This is a genomic window from Lysinibacillus sp. 2017 (assembly GCF_003073375.1).
In the GTDB taxonomy this organism is placed as follows: domain Bacteria; phylum Bacillota; class Bacilli; order Bacillales_A; family Planococcaceae; genus Solibacillus.
In genome coordinates this window covers 1222786-1241904 of record NZ_CP029002.1, presented here as the reverse complement: position 1 = coordinate 1241904, position 19119 = coordinate 1222786, and the positions used below count along the sequence as shown (strand labels likewise).

General features: G+C 35.4%; 20 protein-coding genes. 8 read left to right on the top strand and 12 right to left on the bottom strand.

The window, feature by feature from the left end; all coding sequences use genetic code 11:
- Positions 1-68 precede the first annotated feature (68 nt).
- The 4 genes from DCE79_RS05670 to DCE79_RS05655 form a co-directional block, all read right to left on the bottom strand.
- On the bottom strand, positions 69-1820 hold the full coding sequence (locus DCE79_RS05670) for a methyl-accepting chemotaxis protein (protein WP_108712141.1): 1752 nt from the start codon (positions 1818-1820) through the stop codon (positions 69-71).
- Between the two features lie 509 nt (positions 1821-2329).
- Positions 2330-2680 carry a hypothetical protein gene (locus tag DCE79_RS05665; protein WP_108712140.1) on the bottom strand — a complete coding sequence of 117 codons (351 nt, stop codon included), beginning with the start codon at positions 2678-2680 and terminating at the stop codon, positions 2330-2332.
- A gap of 149 nt (positions 2681-2829) precedes the next feature.
- Complete coding sequence (locus DCE79_RS05660; RefSeq protein WP_108712139.1) at positions 2830-3375, bottom strand: glutathione peroxidase; 546 nt, start codon at positions 3373-3375, stop codon at positions 2830-2832.
- A 49-nt stretch (positions 3376-3424) separates the two neighbouring features.
- Positions 3425-3829, bottom strand: a complete 405-nt coding sequence (locus tag DCE79_RS05655) for an Ohr family peroxiredoxin (protein ID WP_108712138.1) — start codon at positions 3827-3829, stop codon at positions 3425-3427.
- 145 nt (positions 3830-3974) lie between these two features.
- On the opposite strand from DCE79_RS05655, the gene DCE79_RS05650 reads away from it, so the two are divergent.
- Positions 3975-4397, top strand: coding sequence for a MarR family winged helix-turn-helix transcriptional regulator (locus tag DCE79_RS05650; RefSeq protein WP_108712137.1), 423 nt, complete (start codon positions 3975-3977; stop codon positions 4395-4397).
- A 307-nt stretch (positions 4398-4704) separates the two neighbouring features.
- Positions 4705-5352 (top strand): MerR family transcriptional regulator, encoded by a 648-nt coding sequence (locus DCE79_RS05645; protein ID WP_108712136.1) that lies wholly within the window; start codon positions 4705-4707, stop codon positions 5350-5352.
- A 105-nt stretch (positions 5353-5457) separates the two neighbouring features.
- Here DCE79_RS05645 and DCE79_RS05640 read toward each other — a convergent pair whose 3' ends face one another.
- The 4 genes from DCE79_RS05640 to DCE79_RS05625 all read right to left on the bottom strand — a co-directional run bounded on the left by DCE79_RS05640 (position 5458) and on the right by DCE79_RS05625 (position 8892).
- Positions 5458-6489 (bottom strand): S66 family peptidase, encoded by a 1032-nt coding sequence (locus DCE79_RS05640; protein WP_108712135.1) that lies wholly within the window; start codon positions 6487-6489, stop codon positions 5458-5460.
- A 118-nt stretch (positions 6490-6607) separates the two neighbouring features.
- Positions 6608-7606, bottom strand: coding sequence for an anti-sigma factor C-terminal domain-containing protein (locus DCE79_RS05635; RefSeq protein WP_108712134.1), 999 nt, complete (start codon positions 7604-7606; stop codon positions 6608-6610).
- Positions 7599-8123 (bottom strand): RNA polymerase sigma factor, encoded by a 525-nt coding sequence (locus tag DCE79_RS05630; protein WP_108712133.1) that lies wholly within the window; start codon positions 8121-8123, stop codon positions 7599-7601. The genes DCE79_RS05635 and DCE79_RS05630 overlap by 8 nt, the downstream gene beginning before the upstream one ends.
- A 175-nt stretch (positions 8124-8298) precedes the next feature.
- Positions 8299-8892 (bottom strand): GNAT family N-acetyltransferase, encoded by a 594-nt coding sequence (locus tag DCE79_RS05625; protein WP_108712132.1) that lies wholly within the window; start codon positions 8890-8892, stop codon positions 8299-8301.
- 163 nt (positions 8893-9055) lie between these two features.
- Between DCE79_RS05625 and DCE79_RS05620 the strand changes: the two genes are divergently transcribed.
- A complete protein-coding gene (locus DCE79_RS05620; protein WP_108712131.1) occupies positions 9056-9610 on the top strand; it encodes a nucleotidyltransferase family protein in 555 nt (184 codons plus the stop codon).
- A 327-nt stretch (positions 9611-9937) separates the two neighbouring features.
- Here the strand turns inward: DCE79_RS05620 and DCE79_RS05615 are convergent, their stop codons facing one another.
- Both DCE79_RS05615 and DCE79_RS05610 read right to left on the bottom strand, forming a co-directional pair.
- The gene (locus DCE79_RS05615) at positions 9938-10801 is read right to left on the bottom strand and encodes an aminoglycoside phosphotransferase family protein (protein ID WP_108712130.1); all 864 of its coding nucleotides are present in this window, start codon (positions 10799-10801) and stop codon (positions 9938-9940) included.
- A 159-nt stretch (positions 10802-10960) separates the two neighbouring features.
- Positions 10961-11125, bottom strand: a complete 165-nt coding sequence (locus DCE79_RS05610; RefSeq protein ID WP_234417393.1) for a hypothetical protein — start codon at positions 11123-11125, stop codon at positions 10961-10963.
- 802 nt (positions 11126-11927) lie between these two features.
- Here DCE79_RS05610 and DCE79_RS05600 point away from each other — a divergent pair.
- The 5 genes from DCE79_RS05600 (at position 11928) to DCE79_RS05580 (ending at position 16815) form a co-directional block, all read left to right on the top strand.
- A complete protein-coding gene (locus DCE79_RS05600) occupies positions 11928-13019 on the top strand; it encodes an ABC transporter substrate-binding protein (RefSeq protein WP_108712128.1) in 1092 nt (363 codons plus the stop codon).
- Between the two features lie 166 nt (positions 13020-13185).
- Entirely contained in the window at positions 13186-14022 is an 837-nt protein-coding gene (locus tag DCE79_RS05595) for an ABC transporter permease (protein ID WP_234417342.1), read from the top strand.
- Positions 14019-14798, top strand: a complete 780-nt coding sequence (locus tag DCE79_RS05590; protein ID WP_108712126.1) for an ABC transporter permease — start codon at positions 14019-14021, stop codon at positions 14796-14798. Before DCE79_RS05595 ends, DCE79_RS05590 begins: the two co-directional genes overlap by 4 nt.
- On the top strand, positions 14795-15802 hold the full coding sequence (locus tag DCE79_RS05585) for an ABC transporter ATP-binding protein (protein WP_108712125.1): 1008 nt from the start codon (positions 14795-14797) through the stop codon (positions 15800-15802). The genes DCE79_RS05590 and DCE79_RS05585 overlap by 4 nt, the downstream gene beginning before the upstream one ends.
- 32 nt (positions 15803-15834) lie before the next feature.
- Positions 15835-16815, top strand: a complete 981-nt coding sequence (locus tag DCE79_RS05580; protein ID WP_108714432.1) for a histidinol phosphate phosphatase domain-containing protein — start codon at positions 15835-15837, stop codon at positions 16813-16815.
- 168 nt (positions 16816-16983) lie between these two features.
- Here the strand turns inward: DCE79_RS05580 and DCE79_RS05575 are convergent, their stop codons facing one another.
- Positions 16984-17895, bottom strand: a complete 912-nt coding sequence (locus tag DCE79_RS05575; protein ID WP_108712124.1) for an ABC transporter ATP-binding protein — start codon at positions 17893-17895, stop codon at positions 16984-16986.
- Between the two features lie 11 nt (positions 17896-17906).
- On the bottom strand, positions 17907-19118 hold the full coding sequence (locus DCE79_RS05570) for an ABC transporter permease (protein WP_108712123.1): 1212 nt from the start codon (positions 19116-19118) through the stop codon (positions 17907-17909).
- Position 19119: the final 1 nt, after the last annotated feature.

The window sequence follows — 19119 nt, the reverse complement described above, 5'->3', positions numbered from 1 at the left end:
TCCTCACAATTCCTTTCTTCTAAAAAAAATATTCAATGGAAAAGTCGTTCCCATTGAATACTTTTTCATTATGATTTCACTATAAATGAACTAACCACTTTCATTAATTCAGCTGATAAATTAGTTAATGCTTGTGCTTCCTCCGAAACTCGATTTACTGTATCTAACTGAGTAACAGATGCATCGGCAATCGTTCTTGTATTATTTCTAGAATTGATAGAGAAGTGTTCCATATCCTGAACGGATGTTGTTACTTCTTCCATACCTGCAGCCATTTCTTCAATTGTCGCTGACAGTTCTTGAATCTGACCTGAAACTTGATGAATTGAAGTTAAAATTTGCCCAAAGGACTTCTCAGAATCATTAATCAGAAGCAGGCCATTATCTACTTCCTCTACAGCATGAACCATTATTTTTACAGATTCATTTGTATCATTTTGAATATGAGATATGAGTGTAGAAATTTCTCTCGCTGATGCCTCTGATTGTTCTGCAAGCTTGCGCACCTCATCTGCGACTACAGCAAACCCATTTCCTGCTTCACCTGCACGAGCAGCCTCAATGGCGGCATTTAATGCGAGTAAATTTGTTTGTGAAGCAATGCCTGTAATAATACCGACGATTTCTTCAATTTTACCTGAATGTGCGCCCAACATTTTTACCGATGATGCCGATTGGTTGACCGCATTACTAATCGCGTTCATTTGCGCCACTGATTTATTAGTGGATTCATGTCCTTTTTCTGCTTCCTCAGTTGCAATAATAGAGGATTCTGAAATCTGATTTGACGTCATCGCAATGCGCTGGATACCTGTATTCATTTCTTCGATTGTTATAGAAGCTTCTTGTGCTTTTTGAAGTTGTAAATCTGCACTGCTAGCAACCTCTTGCATGGATTCAGAAACTTTATTATAAGAATCCGTTGTTTTATCCATATGTGATGATAAAACTTGTGCCGAATTTGAAACATGTGAAGAAACATGAGTAGCACTTTTAATAACTGTTTTCAAATTTTCAATCATTAAATTAAAGTCATGAGTCAGCAATCCGAGCTCATCTTTTGATTTAACAGGTAAAGCCTCAAGTTCTAAATCACCTTCAGCTACTTTTCTAGAGAGTTGAGAAAGTTGATGAATCGGCTTTAGTTTCTTATTTAAAAGAGAATAAACAACGATTGAAGATCCGATTAAGAATAGAACTGTAACCAGTAGTATCCATAATACTTCTGACATGGCTTTAGCAGTTACCATTGATACATCATAATCAATCGCATAAGCACCCAACATTGCCCCGTCCTCATCTAATATTGGTGTTAATCCTGTTTTATAGCTACCAAATTCATCGCTATATATTTCAGTTTCGGTGGCATTTTTTGTTTCAAAAACATCTTGGATTTTTGCGAGGAAATCTGGAGATAGACCCATTTCAATCATGTCTTGATTATATTCCGCACCAAAGTCCAGAATACTTGATGAGAGAACCGGAGCATTTATATTTTCTCCATCCACGGTAATGATATAGAGATTCGTAATAATATTGGAATTATTATTGATTGCGTCCATATCTTTCGTAATAAGAAGTGCATTCGGGTTATCTGCGCTCGGCTGCTCTAATACGGAATTCAATGTCTCCATATGTATAGTTCGGGATAAAATCATCCCTGTATCATAAAGTGATTGATCCATACTTTTTAAATTACTTTCTTTCACAATGTAATAAGATAAGCCCATAGTGACCAATCCAAATAAAGATAAAATACTTATCATAACAATCGTCAATTTCAAACTAATTGACGTATACTTTTTCTTACTGTCCTTCATCTGCTTTTCCTGCCTTCCAATTTGCATACACTACTACAATTCATGTGACCTATCATACAGCGTGTCCTTATGCATTTATTTCAATTTACTGTTTAACATTATTAACCAGTAAATTGTTATTAATAATAATGTTTGACAATATTAGTTAAATATAATGTAAAGAAGCACCTTATACAACCCAAATAAAATACCATTTAATCTTTAAAAGTAGCTTTTCACTTTGAATTTTATAGTTTTTTAGCCCTATCACTTTTAAGTAGTAATACATATTCTTGTTCAGAAATTGTACTATATTGTTAAGTTGGAAAATTAATGATGCTGGACTCGTGATGAAGATGATCCCTTCTATGTAACAACGGCAGCCATTCAAAAAATAAACCGCCAAATCAAATTTAATTTGGCGGTTTATTTTCTATAATATTAAATTTTTTCATTTAAGAGTGTCGACTATTTAGAGCTACGTTCATTTGCCCATATGAATAATATTTTTCGATTTCAAGATCAAAAGCTTACTTTGCTTCCTCAATTGCTTCGATTAATGTTGAAAATAACGCTGCATTCTCGACATCTTCATCTGTCACTTCATTTAAAATTTCAAAGTCTTCATCATCGATTAATAAAATACTCATACCATCTTTAATAAATTCTTCTGCTTCGACTTCGCCTTCATAGTACTGATAGCTTACTAGCACGACGTAAGCCCCTGCTTCTTCATCTAAAAATGTGTAAAGCTTTTCTGAATTGCCGTATACTTCTTCTAAAATATCTTGGATTTCAGTTGTGCCTACGTTCCACTGCACTTCGTTATTAATAGTTGCCGCTACTAGCGATTCAATAAATTCATCTACTGTATTTGTCATGATACCCTCCAAATCCGCTAAACTAAAGGCGGTTAGTCTACCTACTGTACCATAGACAAACACGACTCGTAAAACTCTCGCACCAAATGCAAAAAAACCACTACTTTTCTACCGAGCAGCGGTCTTCTTCATTTATTTACTATTAACTCTTATAACACCGATTCAATCGCCTTTTCTATATCTAAAAACGAACTATCGGGCTCAAAGCGTTGAAGGACATGACCATTTCGATCAACTAAAAACTTCGTAAAATTCCAACGAATATTACGACCAAGTAAATAATCCGGATAATTTTCCAGTATGCCATTGTACATCATCTTTTGCTGCAGTGTTTCACGTACAAACTCTGGGCAATCTACCTCGTGCTTTAAGTATTTGAATAATGGATGTGTCTGTTCCCCATTGACCTCTACTTTTTCAAATACTGGATAATTGACACCGTATTGAAGCTTGCATTGCTTAGCAGACGTTTCGCCATCTTCAGGATTTTGTTCCCCAAATTGGTTACACGGGAAGGACAGCACCTTAAACCCTTTTGATGCATATCGTTCGTACAGCTTTTGTAAATCCTCATATTGATATGTAAATTGGCAATGGTTTGCTGTATTAACGATTAGCATCACTTCATCTCGATAGGTTTCCATCGATAATATTTCACCATTCGGTTTTTTTACTAAATAATTATAAATACTCATTTTCAATTCCCCCTTAATTGTTTCTTTGCCGTTTTGTTAATGAATACAATTATACTGCTTGAATTGTTACTTTAATATTGCCTTTTGTTGCTTTTGAGTAAGGGCAAACCGTATGTGTTAATTCTAATAATTTTTGTGTTTCCTCTAGTGAAAGACCTTCAATATGACCTTCTAGAACTACTTCTAGTACGTAATCAAATGGTGCCTGCTCTACTAAATGTACTGTAGCTGCAATTGTCGATTCACCTGCGATTTTTTCTTTACGTTTTAAAATATCTAATGCGCTATTAAAACATGCACTATATCCTGCTGCAAATAATTGTTCAGGATTTGTTGACTCTGCAACATTTGATCCTGGTGGGGCAATTTTTAATGATAATGAATTATCTTCTGCATAAGATTCCCCTTTGCGACCACCAACATTAATCATTTTTGTTGTAAATAAAGTTTTCATAAACTTGCCTCCATAAATATTTTATCCAATTAAATTGCATACAATTCAATTTGGTAAATTCATTGTATACAATTTAATTGCGTTTGACAAGTATCGTTTTAATTACTATCATAAAGAAAAAATCACCGTTATAAAGGAGATCACTTTGACCAATTATTTAGAGAATCAATTATGCTTTTTACTATATGTGACCTCAAAAGAAATCATTCGACAATATACGTCATTACTTAAACCCTATAATTTAACGTATACAGGTTTTATAACAATGCTCGCCATCGAAGAAGATGAACAGCTTACAGTGAAAGATTTAGGCAGTCGGCTTTATTTAGATTCAGGCACACTGACACCGTTATTAAAAAAATTAGAGAAAAAAGGCTATATCCTGCGTGAACGTTCCACACAAGATGAGCGACAAATGAATGTATCATTGACAGCATTAGGTCATGAAATACGCAAAGAACTTCCCTGTGTATCTGAAAAAATCGCACTAGACATGGAAATATCGCAAGAACAATATGAGCAAATAAAAGGGATTCTAAAAGGTTTTTTAAAAAATGAATTCCACTAGCTTTTAGAATTAAAATTAATAACGACAGGAAAAAGGACATCTTACAGATCACTAGTAGGATGTCCTTTTTTCTATCTAAAAATTAGCCCATTAAAAAGTGCTATCTAATCCTATGGTTCGGTAACATTAATATAGGTGAACACTATGTAACGAATATGTAGATATTAATACTGATTCAAAGGTAGTATCGATCATGATAAGTGCCAGCTTTGACACCCTTCGGAACTTTTACTTCACACCACAGTTACTTTAGGCGTATAATTTCAATAAAGTATAATATTTTTTTGACATAAAAGGGGTTAGGTCTATGGCCGCACTATATGCGACTGGTGCATTTGCTGAACAACTCGGCATTAGTAAAGCATCACTACAACATTACATAACAATTTTAGAAAAGCACGGATATGAAGTTCGACGCAATAGTCGTATGCATCGCCAATTTTCAGACGAAGATTTTATGGTTTTACGTGCGTTTTTAATGTTAAATAAACATCGCGGTTTAAAATTAAAGGAAGCTGCGCAAACCGTAACGAATCCAGAATTCGAGCCAGCAGAAATATTAAAGCATGATATTATTCCAGCATCTTATCAATTATCACAATTTGAAGATTTATCAAATTCGATGCAACTTTTAGCAACACATGTGCACGGCATCGAGCAACAAAACATGCAGTTATTAACATTAATCGAAGAACAACGAACACAAAATGAGCTATTACTTGAGCAAAACCAAACGTTAAAACAACAGTTTGGCGTCATGATGCAACATATTTTGGATCAGGCAAATGAGCCAAGCACTCTACATCAACGTCAGCTCGACCGAGTCGAACAGCAAAACAGTGCGATTATGAGTGTATTAAATAAACTCAACGTTACGCAGCAAGAGTTCACTGCTCCGTCTCAATTAGAATCCGAAAAACAAACGAAAAGTGTGTTCGGAAAGTTGTTTAAATAACATAACACTTCCACCTAATATCTTTTATGAAAAATGCCCTAAGAGCTAACTCTTAGGGCATTTTGAACAATCAAAGCATTAAATTTGGAACTAACTTTTAAAAGATTACTCTACGCCACTTTCTAAAACCGCAAAAGAAATTGTATCGCAATTAATTTCTGCCAATGCGCCTAACGGTAAAATAAATTTTGGTTCGGTATGACCAAAACTCGCATTATAAAGAATCGGTAACGACTCTAAATGGAATTCCTTCATAACGGTTAAAATTTCCTTTTTATATTCCTCATAGTAGCTTTCATCTTGTGGTTTACCAAAGATAATGCCCTTCGTTTTATTTAAAATGCCTTGAATCGCATAGTTTCTTAGCCAATACCTTAGATAACTTGGTTGTGGTTTATCTTCAGATGTTTCAAAGAACAATATGCTATTTTCCCAATAGTTCTCCCCTGGCCAAAGCTCTGTTCCTTTTGCAAATTCAAGTACCTCCATACAACCACCAATTAAACGTCCTTGAACTAAACCTGTTCCTTGCAGTAGTTCATATCCTTTATTTGGCTGCATCGTACGACTTTGATTTTTATTTGATTCTTCCCACTCTAAACGTTCACTCGTCCATTCTTTAGCTGGTGAAATTTCACCAATTACTTTATTTGAAAAGAGCGTTCGCTGTACCGCTTCCATTGTATATGGATGCATTTCTACATTTTCAGCAAAGTCTGTTAAAATGGCGGGTCCATAAAAAGAAGAAATTCCTGCTTTCAGGCAAAATAAATGGGCAATCGTTACGTCCGAGTATCCCATAAACACTTTTGGGTTATCACGGATCACATCAAAGTCAATATAAGGAAGTAAACGAATACTATCATTTCCACCGATATTCGCGATAATGCCTTTAATTTTTTCATCCTTAAAGGCAACCATTAAATCTTCTGCCCGCGCTTGTGGACTGTTATATAGATAGTCTGCCCCTTTTAAACTATTAGGCATCGCAATGACTTTCAAACCAAAAAGGTCTTCTAATCTCTTTACACCCTGTTCGTAACGCCATTTAAGCTCTGATTCTCCAGCCCCTCCCCAAGAAGGACTTACCGTAGCAACAAAATCCCCTGGCTGCAACATTTTAGGTTTTACCAACATAATAATCACCTCATTAAAAAATGAATTTAAATTAACCACTCCAAATTTATACATTAATTGGTATTTTTATAATAGTATCATTTTAATAGGTGCGCATCAAACAACTCGTGCTTATATTTTATTTCCAATTCCATAATTCCACATCTCCAAGTTGGAATTGATAAATGCCATTTTCCGCGCGCAGCTTTAGCAATTCTTTTGTGGGACCTGTTACGACTGCACCATATACTTCGAAACCATTTGATTGTATATATTCATATCGTTCTTCTAAATAACTTAGCCCAAGGAACCTTTCATAGTAGCTCTCTTTTTTATCCAACATCTCTTTCAAGTTCATTAGATAATAATCCTTGCTTTCATCCATCATCTCCAGATTTAAAGTATGAATAAATGAACCACCATTAAAATCTTTACCATGTGCATGACCGCCATACAGTCCAATTTTATCAGAAACAGTGACTGTCTTGCCCGAACCCCCATATGCAGTTGGGGTAAAGCTTTCAAATTCCCCTGTGAACAATGGCATCCAAAGGACATCTAGATCATAATTCGCTACCTTTTTAAGCAATGCTTCTGGCGTCATATAATCAACTGTTGTAAATTTCATTTCAGTTACAGTTCCTTCAGGTAACTTTTCAAGTCGTTGCCAAACCGTTTGTGAGAATTCATCTTCAGCATCTTCATTTTTATTCGCATCATTCGGTAAAACAAAGGAAAATTCATTAAGTACTGCTCGTCCTGGATGTTCATACTGTATGTGTGAAAAGACGTTCAATAAACTTTTCGTAACCTTTACATCACCAATTAACATTTCCTCTTTCCCTACAACTTTCAAAAGTGGATTAGAAAATTGTTGTGTCCCCGTTGCACGAATAGAACTACCTAATATACTTTTAAAATCCGCATAGACATTCGGATATTTCATGCTCGTTGCCACTCTTGCATAATACGCATCCTCATTTTTAGTGTCCGTCGCATCAGAAATTAGCGTGATAGCAAGCATATAAATCCAATAAATAAATGCAATGATTATGATAATCCGTACGATTTTAATCGTTAATAACCATTTGGAACGTTTTAAAATTTTAGCTTCTTTTTCCTGCGTCCACTCATTCATAAAAATCTACCTCCCTCTTCATCAGTTCATTGATTTTCTTGCGGGCTCGATGTAGCAGCACCTTACTATTTTCCTCTGAAATTTGAAGGAGCATGCTAATTTCCCGATTAGAAAGATGCTCATCTTCTCTTAAAATATATACCGTCCGATATTTTTCAGGTAATTGTGCTAAAATCACTTGCAATGTTTGCGCATATTCCTTTTCAACGAGTTCATGCTCTGGCAAACCGTATGGACTTACCATTTCTTTTGGTTTTAAAAATAATTGAAAAAGTGGATTTTTTCTTCTACGCTCTAATTTTCGCCATTCATCTAAATATGTATTTCTTGCTACTTGAAATAGCCACGCTTTCGCATTATCAGCATCCGCTTGTTGCAAATGAATCGTAGCGCGGACAAAGGTTTCTTGTACTAAATCTTCAGCAAGTTCGGCATTTCCGCACATTTTATATAAGTAATAATACAAAGATTTCATATGCTGACGATAAAGAGCATCTAATTTATCAGTATTATGCATGCTTCCTCCTTTCTAGCGCTATACCTTACACGTTATCTCGCTAAGAATGTTACACTATTTTTTCCATTAAAGAAAAAGAGTTCAATTTGTTTACAATTTACACTTATTGTACTGCCTAAAATAGCATGACAGTGGACAAGTAATTGCGCAAAAAAAGAACACCTACTTTTATTATTCAGTAGGTGTTGTAAGAAATGGATCTCACATAACAAACGCAAAGATGTTTCCTTTTAAGATTTTCAAACTCTTCTAAGTCTGTACCCGTATAGTGCGCAAACATTGTAACTGGATAAAAACTTTTCCGTGTTGGTAACTGAACTGTCTTAATTTCATTCCCTTCAAGATACATATGATAGTAGGATGTGGTCTGATCAAAATTCATTTTTTCATACCATTTTTGCACCCATTTATCATCCCGCGTCCACGCTTCCAAATAAGTTAGGTTTAATTCTTTGGCTTCTTTCATCGCTGCTTCTAATAGCTTTTCTCCGATTCCCTTTCGTTGATAATCTGGGTGAACCGCAATATGCCAAATCATTCCGCCTAAACTGTCTTTAGTCGTACAAACAGATTTTGGCTCTTTTTCATATTCAATATCGATTAATCCTACAACCTGATTATCCATAATAGCAACTAGTTCAATTGAAGGGTTTTCATATACTTCTTTTTCCTTTAACACATTGTCATAATAGGCTGTATTCAAAAATGATAACACTCGGCAGCGTAACCATCCTTGTTCATCATTTTCTGTATATTTACGAATAATCATATTTTTCTCCTTACTATTTATCATAAAACGCCCCTAAAATACCCTTATTTTTACATTTTGACGTTTTAATAGTACATTGGTTTCTTTAAATTTTTGAATTACGGGATAATTCATAGTATTTATTGTAAAATAACAGCAACACATGGAGAAAGAGGCTTGTTTTATGAATTTAGAATTAAAATTAATTAACCTAATCGAATCAGATTATTTATTATGTTCAATTTTAAAAAAGGCGGAAGAATTACATTTAAATGATTGCTGGGTGGCAGCTGGTATCATTAGAAATAAAGTTTGGGATAATTTACATACGATTCAAACCGACATCAATGATATTGACGTCATTTACTTTGATGATTCTGATATTTCATTACAGAGAGAAAAAGCATTAGAGTCAAAGTTAAACCTATTACTACCTAATCAGCCTTGGTCAGTAAAAAATCAAGCGCGAATGCATATTAAAAATGGCGTTGATCCATATTTATCCTCGTATGATGGGGTTGCCCATTTTCCCGAAACTCCAACATCTATTGCGATTCGTATAAAAAATAATGAAATAGAGATTATAGCTCCTTATGGTTTACAGGATTTATTTGAAGGGCGAGTTAGACCCACTCCTCCATACCAAAAAGGTTCCAAGCTCCATCCTATTTATTTAGAACGAATTCAAAATAAGAAGTGGAACACCATTTGGAGTAATTTAGTTATTGAATCTCAGTAAAAAAATCCCCACCCCACCCTTTGTACAATCAAAAAAAGCAGCATACTGAATAACTATGCTGCTCACTATAAGGAAAACCTGGGGATCACATAAGATTTTCAATGATAAGACATCGTATCTTATATGCGATTTTATTCATAAAGCCGATAATGTAACAGTAATCAAAAGTCCTCTAAATGATTGATGTTACTGACTTTCAACAAAGGTGCATAAAATGCTGTATAGAAAAAGACAAAAACACCCTGCATTCAATTAAATGGGGGCGTTGGTTCGCTAACTTTTATTTGGGAACGTTATTGGATTAAAAATTGTAATAAATATACGGTGTCACATTACAAAATTCTTTAATCTAGCTAAATTTTCTTCCAAAAATAATGCATTTTTTTCAATACCTCGGCGTTTAGACCATCCAATACTATTGAAGGCATCTGTAAATGAGTAAAATGGTAAGACAGCCTCTAAATCAATTAGTGGTCTAATACTTTTATAGCCTTCTTGAAATGCCTGATATAAATTAGGGTTAAAGCGTAAAAAGTCACGGTATAATTTGATGAAATCTATTTCTGTCGAACCAAATCGGACACTTTCAAAATCAATCATTCCTGAAATGTTATTGCCATCAACAATTATATTTGCTGGTCGAAAATCCATATGTATAAAGCTCGGTCCATCATTAGGAGGAAGCTGATGTTTCATATTTTCAAATTTTTCAATAGCTTTCGTGTATAAATTTTCATCCAATACTAATCTTACATCCTCAGCAAAACTATAAAATTGCTTTTCGATAAAAGTAGACCAATGCGAAAACTCATTTTGAATACCCGTTAATACTTTCCCATCTGGTGGTTGTACAGTGTGCATTGTAGCTTGAAGTACTCCTACTTGAAACGCTACTATAGGGGCAACTTCTGTGGTTAATTGTTTTCCCTTTAATTCTGATAATAAAAAAGCACCAGGACATTCTTCATCTCCAGACCAGTAATTCAACATTTTTGGAATGGCTACACGTCCTTTCAAAATTTCATAGGCTTCCAATTCCCGCTGCCAATTCAATTTTGTATAGGGGATTTTCAAAAAAGTATTTTCACCATTTAGCAATGTACATTTATAGACTGTGGAACTATGGGAATTTTCAACATCACTAATTGATTGTACCTGCAATCGAAATTGGTCAATTATTCTATTTAACATCAAATATACCTCCCTGTTGAATATTGTGCGCTCATATTCACTTTAACAGATCATTAAAAGAAATTAAAATTCTGTTCCGTTAGTTAACGTAAAAACATTACCAAAGCGAGATTTTGGGTCGTTTTCCTCTTAGCGTTGTAAATTCGCATAAATTCCTATTTACAAGGTAAGGGGGTATTCTGGTCTGTTAGGACAATATTCACAATGAAGATCACTACATTTTGATTCAGTCCAACTATTACATTTAGGGCAAAAATATGTATCAAAATTATCATAATAAACTAAGTTAGATTTGCATTGCGTACAAAATTTATTTTGTTCAATTTGACCGAAAAATTCGAAACCTATTTCAAAAAAAGGTATATTATTGTAATGTATTACTAAAAGTAGAGGAGGATTTAGATTTATGAATAAAGCTAAAATGTATATATGGTTGGTAATTATATTTTTTGCAATTATATTTATTGTTTTACCTATTCTGTTTCCTCATAGCATTATATTAAATTGGGTAAGAAATATATTGTTTGGTATTTTGATTCTAGGTTTAACATATGATTTTATAAAAAGTAGAACAAAAAGTAAGATTATCAGCTAGATTTTTTTAGACTGTATTAAGGTTTCCGTATTTAATGTAGTAACAAATGCTTTAGATTTGTATTCAAGAATAGTGAAAACATTCAAAAAGCCTGACACATTGGGGACTGACCACCGTTTTTGAGACAATAAGAAAACACCTTATATTACAGCTAGTTGACGGTATTCTACCGACGACTGGCTGTTTAATTTTGTTTGAATTTGGATAACTTACTCTTGTTCCCATAGAAAAAACACCTCCACATTGTCATTATGGGATTTCTTGGCTTACCGTTTTCGGGCGTTCCTCATTCCGAAAAATTTTCTCCAGTTGAGCTTCCTTCATTATTAAAAAAATCAAACTACCTCATGATAATAAAATGCTTACTCATTCAAGATCACTTCCCAAACGTTTTACTTAGGCAGAAAGCAAAAACTAAAACTTCATATTTTTAAAAATTTTAAATAGTCTAATAGTTTATCCTTTGTAAAATTAACTTTTTGTTATATATTTAAAATGATTCAATTACTTTTCAAATTTGGGAGGGTTTTTATGAAGTTGAGGTCTAAGTATTCCTTTTTATTAGCAGGTGCATTTGCAATCGCTTTAATCGCTGGATGTGGTGATTCAAGTTCAGACAGCGACATCGATCTAAACGAGTTATCATTAAAGGACATTGAAGAAAAAGCAAAAGAGGAAGGCAAGATTAACTCAGTTGGTATGCCTGATGCATGGGCAAACTGGAAAGAAACATGGGAAGAAGTTTCAGAGAAATACGCGTTAAAGCATGTCGATACGGACATGTCTAGTGCTGAAGAGCTTGCAAAATTTGAATCAGAAAAAGACAATGCCTCTGCGGATATTGGTGATGTAGGGATTGCATATGGTCCAATTGCCGAAGATAAAGAACTGACACTAAAATATAAAACTTCTTACTGGGATGATATTCCGGACTGGGCAAAAGATGATGATGGTGACTGGATTATCGGATATACCGGAACAATTGCCTTCATTGCAGACAAAAACAAAGTTCCAGACGTTCCAAAAACATGGAAAGAATTACTTGAATCTAAATATGTCGTTACAGTAGGCGATGCATTAACTGCAAACCAAGCACAATTTGGTATTTTAGCGGCAGCAATGGCTAATGGCGGTGATGAAACAAATATTCAACCAGGTCTTGATTACTTTACAGAACTTGCAAAACAAGGACGTTTATCTGTAGTGGACCCTGAAGTGGCAACACTTGAAAAGGGTGAAAATGAAGTGGCAATCGTTTGGGACTTTAATGGTTTAGGTTACCGCGCACAAATTGATGAAAATCGTTTTGATGTGACAATTCCAACAGATGCCTCTGCTGTATCAGGCTATGCGACGATTTTAAATCGTTATGCAAAAAATCCACATGCAGCAGCTCTTGTACGTGAATATATTCTTTCAGATGAAGGACAGGACAACTTAGCAAAAGGCTTTGCTCGTCCAATCCGTGAAAATGCGAAGCTTTCAGAAGAAGGTAGCAGCAGCTTATTAGATGCTTCTTTATATAAAAATGTTCAGCCAATTGAAGATTTTGATGCATGGACAGAAACATTAAAATCACTTCCTCAATTATGGCAAGAACAAGTATTAGTTCATGTAAAATAACGATTTTTAATTGGACTAGTTGAATAGTTGAAAGCGTGTTATTCCTATTTTTAAATTTATTAGGCAGCTCGCTAACTAAGTTTAGCAACTGCCTTTTTTCTAATTAATGGAAGTTACAGAGAAACAACTTCTAGTGTTCCAACTGAAATGCAAAGGGAGTGATTATTTGAAACGTTTTAATTCTGCTCTTATTTTTCTTATTCCACTCGTATTAATTGTTGTTCTTTATTTTTTCCTACCATTAATTTATATGCTAATTTCTAGCTTTACGACAAATAAAAATGTGTCATTTGAAAACTATCTTTCTATTTTCACAAGCAAATTTTTACTACTAAGCTTTTGGAATAGCATTAAATTATCGTTTATATCAGCCATTGTTGCACTTATCGCTGCACTTTTAGGCGTTTATGCCATGTATTCATATTCTGAAGCGGCCCGTGAACGCATATTAGTTATCATCAATCTAACATCGAACTTTTCTGGCATTCCACTTGCCTTTGCCTTCATTATTTTATTAGGAAACAGCGGATTTCTAACAATTATTATGAATAAAATGGGCTGGGATTTAAGCTTTTCAATTTATAGCTGGAGCGGGCTTGTCTTAATTTATATTTACTTCCAACTTCCATTAGCCGTTATGCTACTGTATCCGATTTATTACGGGATTCAACAAAATTTAAAAGATGCTGCTACCTTATTAAAAGCAAGTCCCTTTACTTTTTGGCGTCGCATTGGGGTTCCTATAATTTTACCGAGTGTCGCAGGAACCTTCGCTATCCTGTTTGCGAATGCAATGGGTGCTTATGCTTCTGCTTATGCATTGACAGGTAGTAGTCTGAACATCACTGCCATTCGCATCGGAAATTTACTATCTGGTGATATTTTCGCCGACCCAGAATTAGCAAGTGCGATCGCAGTCGTATTAGGTTCGATTATGGTAACAAGTATGCTGTTAAGTGAATGGCTAACAAAACGAACGAGGAAGGATTTGATACGCAAATGAAAATCGTAAACTTTCTCGTCTTTCTTTGTATCTTAATCTATTTAGCCGTCCCCCTCCTTGCTACCGGACTTTATGCACTCTCGACTTCGTGGAATCACAGTATTTTACCGGAAGGACTCACAATGAAATGGGTTATGCAATTATTTCAAGATGAACATTTTTTGATGGCATTTGGCCGTTCTATTTTTTTAAGTGGTCTTTCGGTATTGCTTTCGGTTATTTTGGTCATTCCTGCAATCTGTATTATTTTGCTGTACTACCCAAAATTAGAAAAGTGGCTACAGCTAATTGTTGTATTAATTTATTCATTCCCTGGCATTATTTTATCGGTCGGTTTAATCCGCCTTTATTCAGGAACGTTCATGCCCTTACTTTGGGTAATTGTCGGCGTATATGTCGTGCTCATTTTACCGTATATGTATCAAGGTACGAAAAACGCCTTGAGTAATGTACAAGGGCGACAATTGATGGATGCAGCTGAACTACTAGGTGCTTCTAAATTGGTCGCATTTCGTAAGGTGCTGATTCCTTCGATTTATCCAGGAATTTTTGTTGCGACACTTCTTTCATTTTCAATTCTTTTCGGGGAATTCGTATTAATCAATTTAGTTGTCGGTGCGAAGTTTAAAACCTTACAAATTTATTTGATGGAAAAACTAACGGTAAGTGGGCATATCGCGAGTGCGGTCGTATTAATTTACGTCATTCTTATGTCCATATTAATGCTAACAATCGCAAAAATCTCAAGTAAGATGAAGGGCGCTGAAGTCAAATGAGTAGTGTATCACTAAAAAACATCACTAAAAAATTTAAAGATACGGTCGTGTTACAAAATATCGATATGCAAATAGAAGATGGGCAATTCGTGACATTACTCGGTCCCAGTGGCTGCGGGAAAAGTACAATTTTACGTATTTTATCAGGCTTAATTGAACAAGATTCGGGTGAGATATTCGTAGATGATACTGAAATTTCTACCCTTGCTGCTAGTAAGCGCAATGTCGGTATGGTGTTTCAATCGTATGCATTATTCCCAAATTTAAACGTTTTTGATAATGTTGCATTCGGCTTGCAAGTACAAAAACTCCCAAAGAATCAAATCAATGAAGAAGTACAAAAAATTTTACACCTTGTCGATTTAGAAGATAAAGCACAATCCTTCCCACATGAGCTTTCAGGTGGACAGCAGCAACGTGTGGCATTGGCACGTTCGATTATCGTAAAACCGCGTGTCCTTTTGCTCGATGAACCACTAAGTGCATTAGATGCGCAGATTCGAAAACGCCTGCAAGACAAACTGCGAGAAATTCAGCAGGAACTCAACATGACAACGATTTTAGTCACACACGATCAAGAGGAAGCGATGCATGTTTCGGACAAAATTTTCGTCATGAGTAAAGGACAGATCGCCCAAATCGGAACACCTCTTGAAATTTATACACAACCAAAATCAGATTTCATTGCAAGTTTTATTGGTAATTACAATATTTTCACTTTCGACGAATTAAAAACGATCCTCATGCAAGAACCCGCTGTAAAAGCGTTGAAATACGCAATTCGTCCTGAAGCAATCCATGCCAATGAGCAGCCTGGAAGCTATCGTTTTGAAGCAACCGCAAAGCAGTCCATTATGAGCGGAAATATTATTAAATCTGTATTTGAAAAGAACGGACTGACACTTACAATTGAACAATTACATCGTGATGCTACGGAGTTTATTGAAAATAACACATACACATTGTTTATAGAAAAAGAAAACCTGATTCCTCTTGTAGAATGATTTGAATCCTTTGAAGAAAGGCAAGTGATGTGATGCTCGTAGATTATCATATTCATTTAGAAGAAGGCCCGTACAATGAAAAGTGGCGCAAACGTACGCTACAAAGCTTACTGCATTTTTATCCGAATCCATATCCGCCTTCCTCAATTGAGGCGATTCGCTATGAAACCACATTACTTGAAAATCGTCTACAAAAAGGCTGTTATCATGAAAACTGGATTGACCTGTACTGCCAAACCGCGAAAGAAAAAGGTATCCTGGAAGTTGGTATCGTCGATCATTTATACCGCTTTAAAGAAACCCGCACCTATTTCGAGAAGGCCCTCGACTTAAACTTAGAGACGGATCTTGGTCAAAAGCAACACCACTGGCTAAACCGTGTGATGACAGAAAGTATGCAAGATTTCATCACCGCCATACAAGACGCTAAAGTTCGCTGGCAACAGCAAGGCGTTACATTGTTACTCGGGATTGAAGCCGACTATTTTGTAGGGCAAGAACAGGAATTAGCACAGCTATTAGCGCTAGGCGACTGGGATTTCGTCATTGGTTCAGTGCATTTTATCGACGGTTGGGGTTTTGATAATCCGGACGTTTCGACGTTATTTTTAACGTACGATTTAAAAGAACTTTACGCAAAATTTTTTGAAACGATTGAGCAGTTAGTTGATAGTAAGCTATTTGATATCGTGGCACATATCGACAATTTAAAAGTGTTTAACTACCGCGTTGAGGACGAGGAGTTTAATACGTATTGGTATGATCGCCTTGCTAAAAAGTTAAAACAAGCAAACATCGCAACTGAAATTAATTCTGGTTTACGTTACCGCTATCCTGTTGCTGAAAGCTGCCCGAGTCCAGCATTTTTAAACAATCTAACCAAGAGTCAGATTTCGATTACGTTAAGTTCTGATGCACATTTTCCTGATGATTTAGGTAATTTTGTAGCGGAGAATTCGACGCTGCTTGGAGCTTTGAATGTTGCGCGGTTCAGAAATAGAAAACGAATATAAAAAGTAACATCCAGTTGACGGTATTTGACCGGTGATTGGATGTTTCGTTTCGTTCGGAAAGAAATATTGTTATCTTAGCGCCAATACATACTGCCAATTCACTACAATTTAAGCAGTAAAAAAAGCTCAACAAGTCACTTTGCTGAGCTTTCTTAAGTAGTTCACTAATTACACAACCTCATGATAATAAAGTGCGTATAAATCATTCAATGTCACTTTCCCGAACGCAAAGTCCATCACTTGATGCTCCACTAAGAAAGTTGTCAACTCGCTTAACAGTTCAGGCTCTGAACTTGGCAAATGAAGTAACGTCATCTCATTGACTAATGTTTGCTGTTCAATGGCTGGATAATTCACTTTAACTTTTTGTTTCAGTGTATCTTCCATATTTTTCACGCGAATTGTTTTAATTTTTGCTTGGCTAAAGCCTTCTACAATTTGATTTGCATTGACAAGCTTCCCATCATTAAATAAGAAAATACGATCCGCATACTTTTCTAAGTTATCCAGTAAATGTGATGCAATAATAATCATCTTGCCCTCTGCTTTTTTCTTCAGCAAAATTTTCGAAATCACTTCAACGTTATTTGGGTCAAGCCCATTCATTACCTCGTCCATCATCATAATGTCTGTATTGGCCACAATTTGCATTGCGAAGCATAAACGTTGACGCATACCAAGGGAATACGTGCCCGTTTTTTTATTCACATAATGGCCCATATTTAAAGATTCAATCGTTTCGTCAATGAGCTTCATGTCGGAATTCCACATCATTGCATACATTTTCATATGCTCACGGCCACTCAAATGGTTATATAAATCACTTTGGTCTGGCATCATTGAAACGAACTGATGGATTTTCACTTCGTTTGTTTTTGATGAATAGATTAGTCCGTTATGAAAGCTAACATGGCCACTAGTTGGCTTTAAATAATTCATCAGTACATTCATTAACGTTGATTTTCCTGTTCCGTTTGGTGCAACTAAGCCAATCATTTCTCCCTGTTCAAAGTTTATCGAAATATCATCCAGCACCTTACGCTCGCCGAATTGAACCGTAATATTTTCAATTGCTATCATGCGTTCTCCTCCTATTTCACCAATTTAAATCGTTTATTCACTGCCACAATGAGCGTTAAAATGAGTAATATTACAGCTAAACCAACTAATAACAGTAAGCCAAGACGGAAATCTAACTGGTCGCTCGTATAGTAATAGTTTTGGTATTTCGAAACAATCTTACCTACTTCGATATAAGATGTAGGGTAATTATGAATATCCCAGAAGTAGCCGACTCCTCGACTCGCATAAAATTTCTCGCCAAATAGGAGTAACAACACTACAGCAAAATTCACCATCTCTTGGCGGAACAATACGCTACATAGCAGCACAGCATTAATGACAACGATAAACCATACCAAAATCAGCGCAACACTTTGTCCTAAAAAGGCACCGAGCGTCATCATTTCAAATTTACCATCCTGCATCCAATTCAAATGTGGTGCATAAACCGGTGAAGGTAACTGGAAATGTCCAAAGCCAAATTGCATACCAATAATTATAAAACCAATAAATAACGGTATGAATAACGCAATGCTTCCTATGAGACTAACAACCATTTTCACGAGTAACCTTTTCCAGTCACTAATTGGAAAGCCCTTTAAAACCGTTGGATGGCGTCGATCTTTCGTAACAATATCGATTGATAATAACAGTGCACAAACAATTAATAATATCGGCAAATTCTCTTTTACTAAGCGTTCTAATGTTTGCAACGCCGTACGTTGTTCAAATGCTTCCATTGATAATTCGTATTCTGCCTTTGCATAGGCATCATAGCGAACATATTGATCTAAGTACGCGAAAAAAGCATCATCATTGGCAAAACGATTATTTTCCGTAAAATAACGGGCATTGTATGAAATGCTTTCATTTTTATAGGTAAATGCATTCGTTAAAATATACCATTCACTCGTTACTTCCGCATATTTTTGCAAATCACCATTATCTAATGCATCCAGTCGCATTTTATCGCGCGGATTAACTTCACTATAAATATAATACGCATAGCTAACAGATGGATGGGAATTGTGAAGATCCTCAACATCCACATTATCTAAAAATTCCTGACGTGTTAAATAGCGCGCTTCAATTTCATCATAATCTGCCTTTTCAATCGGATCATAGGCAGGGGCAATTTTAAACGCATAAAAAATCGCAACAAAAGCGAGTAAAATATAAATGCTTAAATTTTTCTTATCCATAAAAAATTGCTTACATTCCACTTTAAAATAACTCCACATG

Coding starts and splice junctions, on each gene's coding strand:
- DCE79_RS05670 (WP_108712141.1), bottom strand. CDS start 1,820: ATGAAGGACAGTAAGAAAAAGTATACGTCAATTAGTTTGAAATTGACG.
- DCE79_RS05665 (WP_108712140.1), bottom strand. CDS start 2,680: ATGACAAATACAGTAGATGAATTTATTGAATCGCTAGTAGCGGCAACT.
- DCE79_RS05660 (WP_108712139.1), bottom strand. CDS start 3,375: ATGAGTATTTATAATTATTTAGTAAAAAAACCGAATGGTGAAATATTA.
- DCE79_RS05655 (WP_108712138.1), bottom strand. CDS start 3,829: ATGAAAACTTTATTTACAACAAAAATGATTAATGTTGGTGGTCGCAAA.
- DCE79_RS05645 (WP_108712136.1), top strand. CDS start 4,705: ATGGCCGCACTATATGCGACTGGTGCATTTGCTGAACAACTCGGCATT.
- DCE79_RS05640 (WP_108712135.1), bottom strand. CDS start 6,489: ATGTTGGTAAAACCTAAAATGTTGCAGCCAGGGGATTTTGTTGCTACG.
- DCE79_RS05635 (WP_108712134.1), bottom strand. CDS start 7,606: ATGAATGAGTGGACGCAGGAAAAAGAAGCTAAAATTTTAAAACGTTCC.
- DCE79_RS05630 (WP_108712133.1), bottom strand. CDS start 8,123: ATGCATAATACTGATAAATTAGATGCTCTTTATCGTCAGCATATGAAA.
- DCE79_RS05625 (WP_108712132.1), bottom strand. CDS start 8,892: ATGATTATTCGTAAATATACAGAAAATGATGAACAAGGATGGTTACGC.
- DCE79_RS05620 (WP_108712131.1), top strand. CDS start 9,056: ATGAATTTAGAATTAAAATTAATTAACCTAATCGAATCAGATTATTTA.
- DCE79_RS05615 (WP_108712130.1), bottom strand. CDS start 10,801: ATGTTAAATAGAATAATTGACCAATTTCGATTGCAGGTACAATCAATT.
- DCE79_RS05600 (WP_108712128.1), top strand. CDS start 11,928: ATGAAGTTGAGGTCTAAGTATTCCTTTTTATTAGCAGGTGCATTTGCA.
- DCE79_RS05590 (WP_108712126.1), top strand. CDS start 14,019: ATGAAAATCGTAAACTTTCTCGTCTTTCTTTGTATCTTAATCTATTTA.
- DCE79_RS05585 (WP_108712125.1), top strand. CDS start 14,795: ATGAGTAGTGTATCACTAAAAAACATCACTAAAAAATTTAAAGATACG.
- DCE79_RS05580 (WP_108714432.1), top strand. CDS start 15,835: ATGCTCGTAGATTATCATATTCATTTAGAAGAAGGCCCGTACAATGAA.
- DCE79_RS05575 (WP_108712124.1), bottom strand. CDS start 17,895: ATGATAGCAATTGAAAATATTACGGTTCAATTCGGCGAGCGTAAGGTG.
- DCE79_RS05570 (WP_108712123.1), bottom strand. CDS start 19,118: ATGTGGAGTTATTTTAAAGTGGAATGTAAGCAATTTTTTATGGATAAG.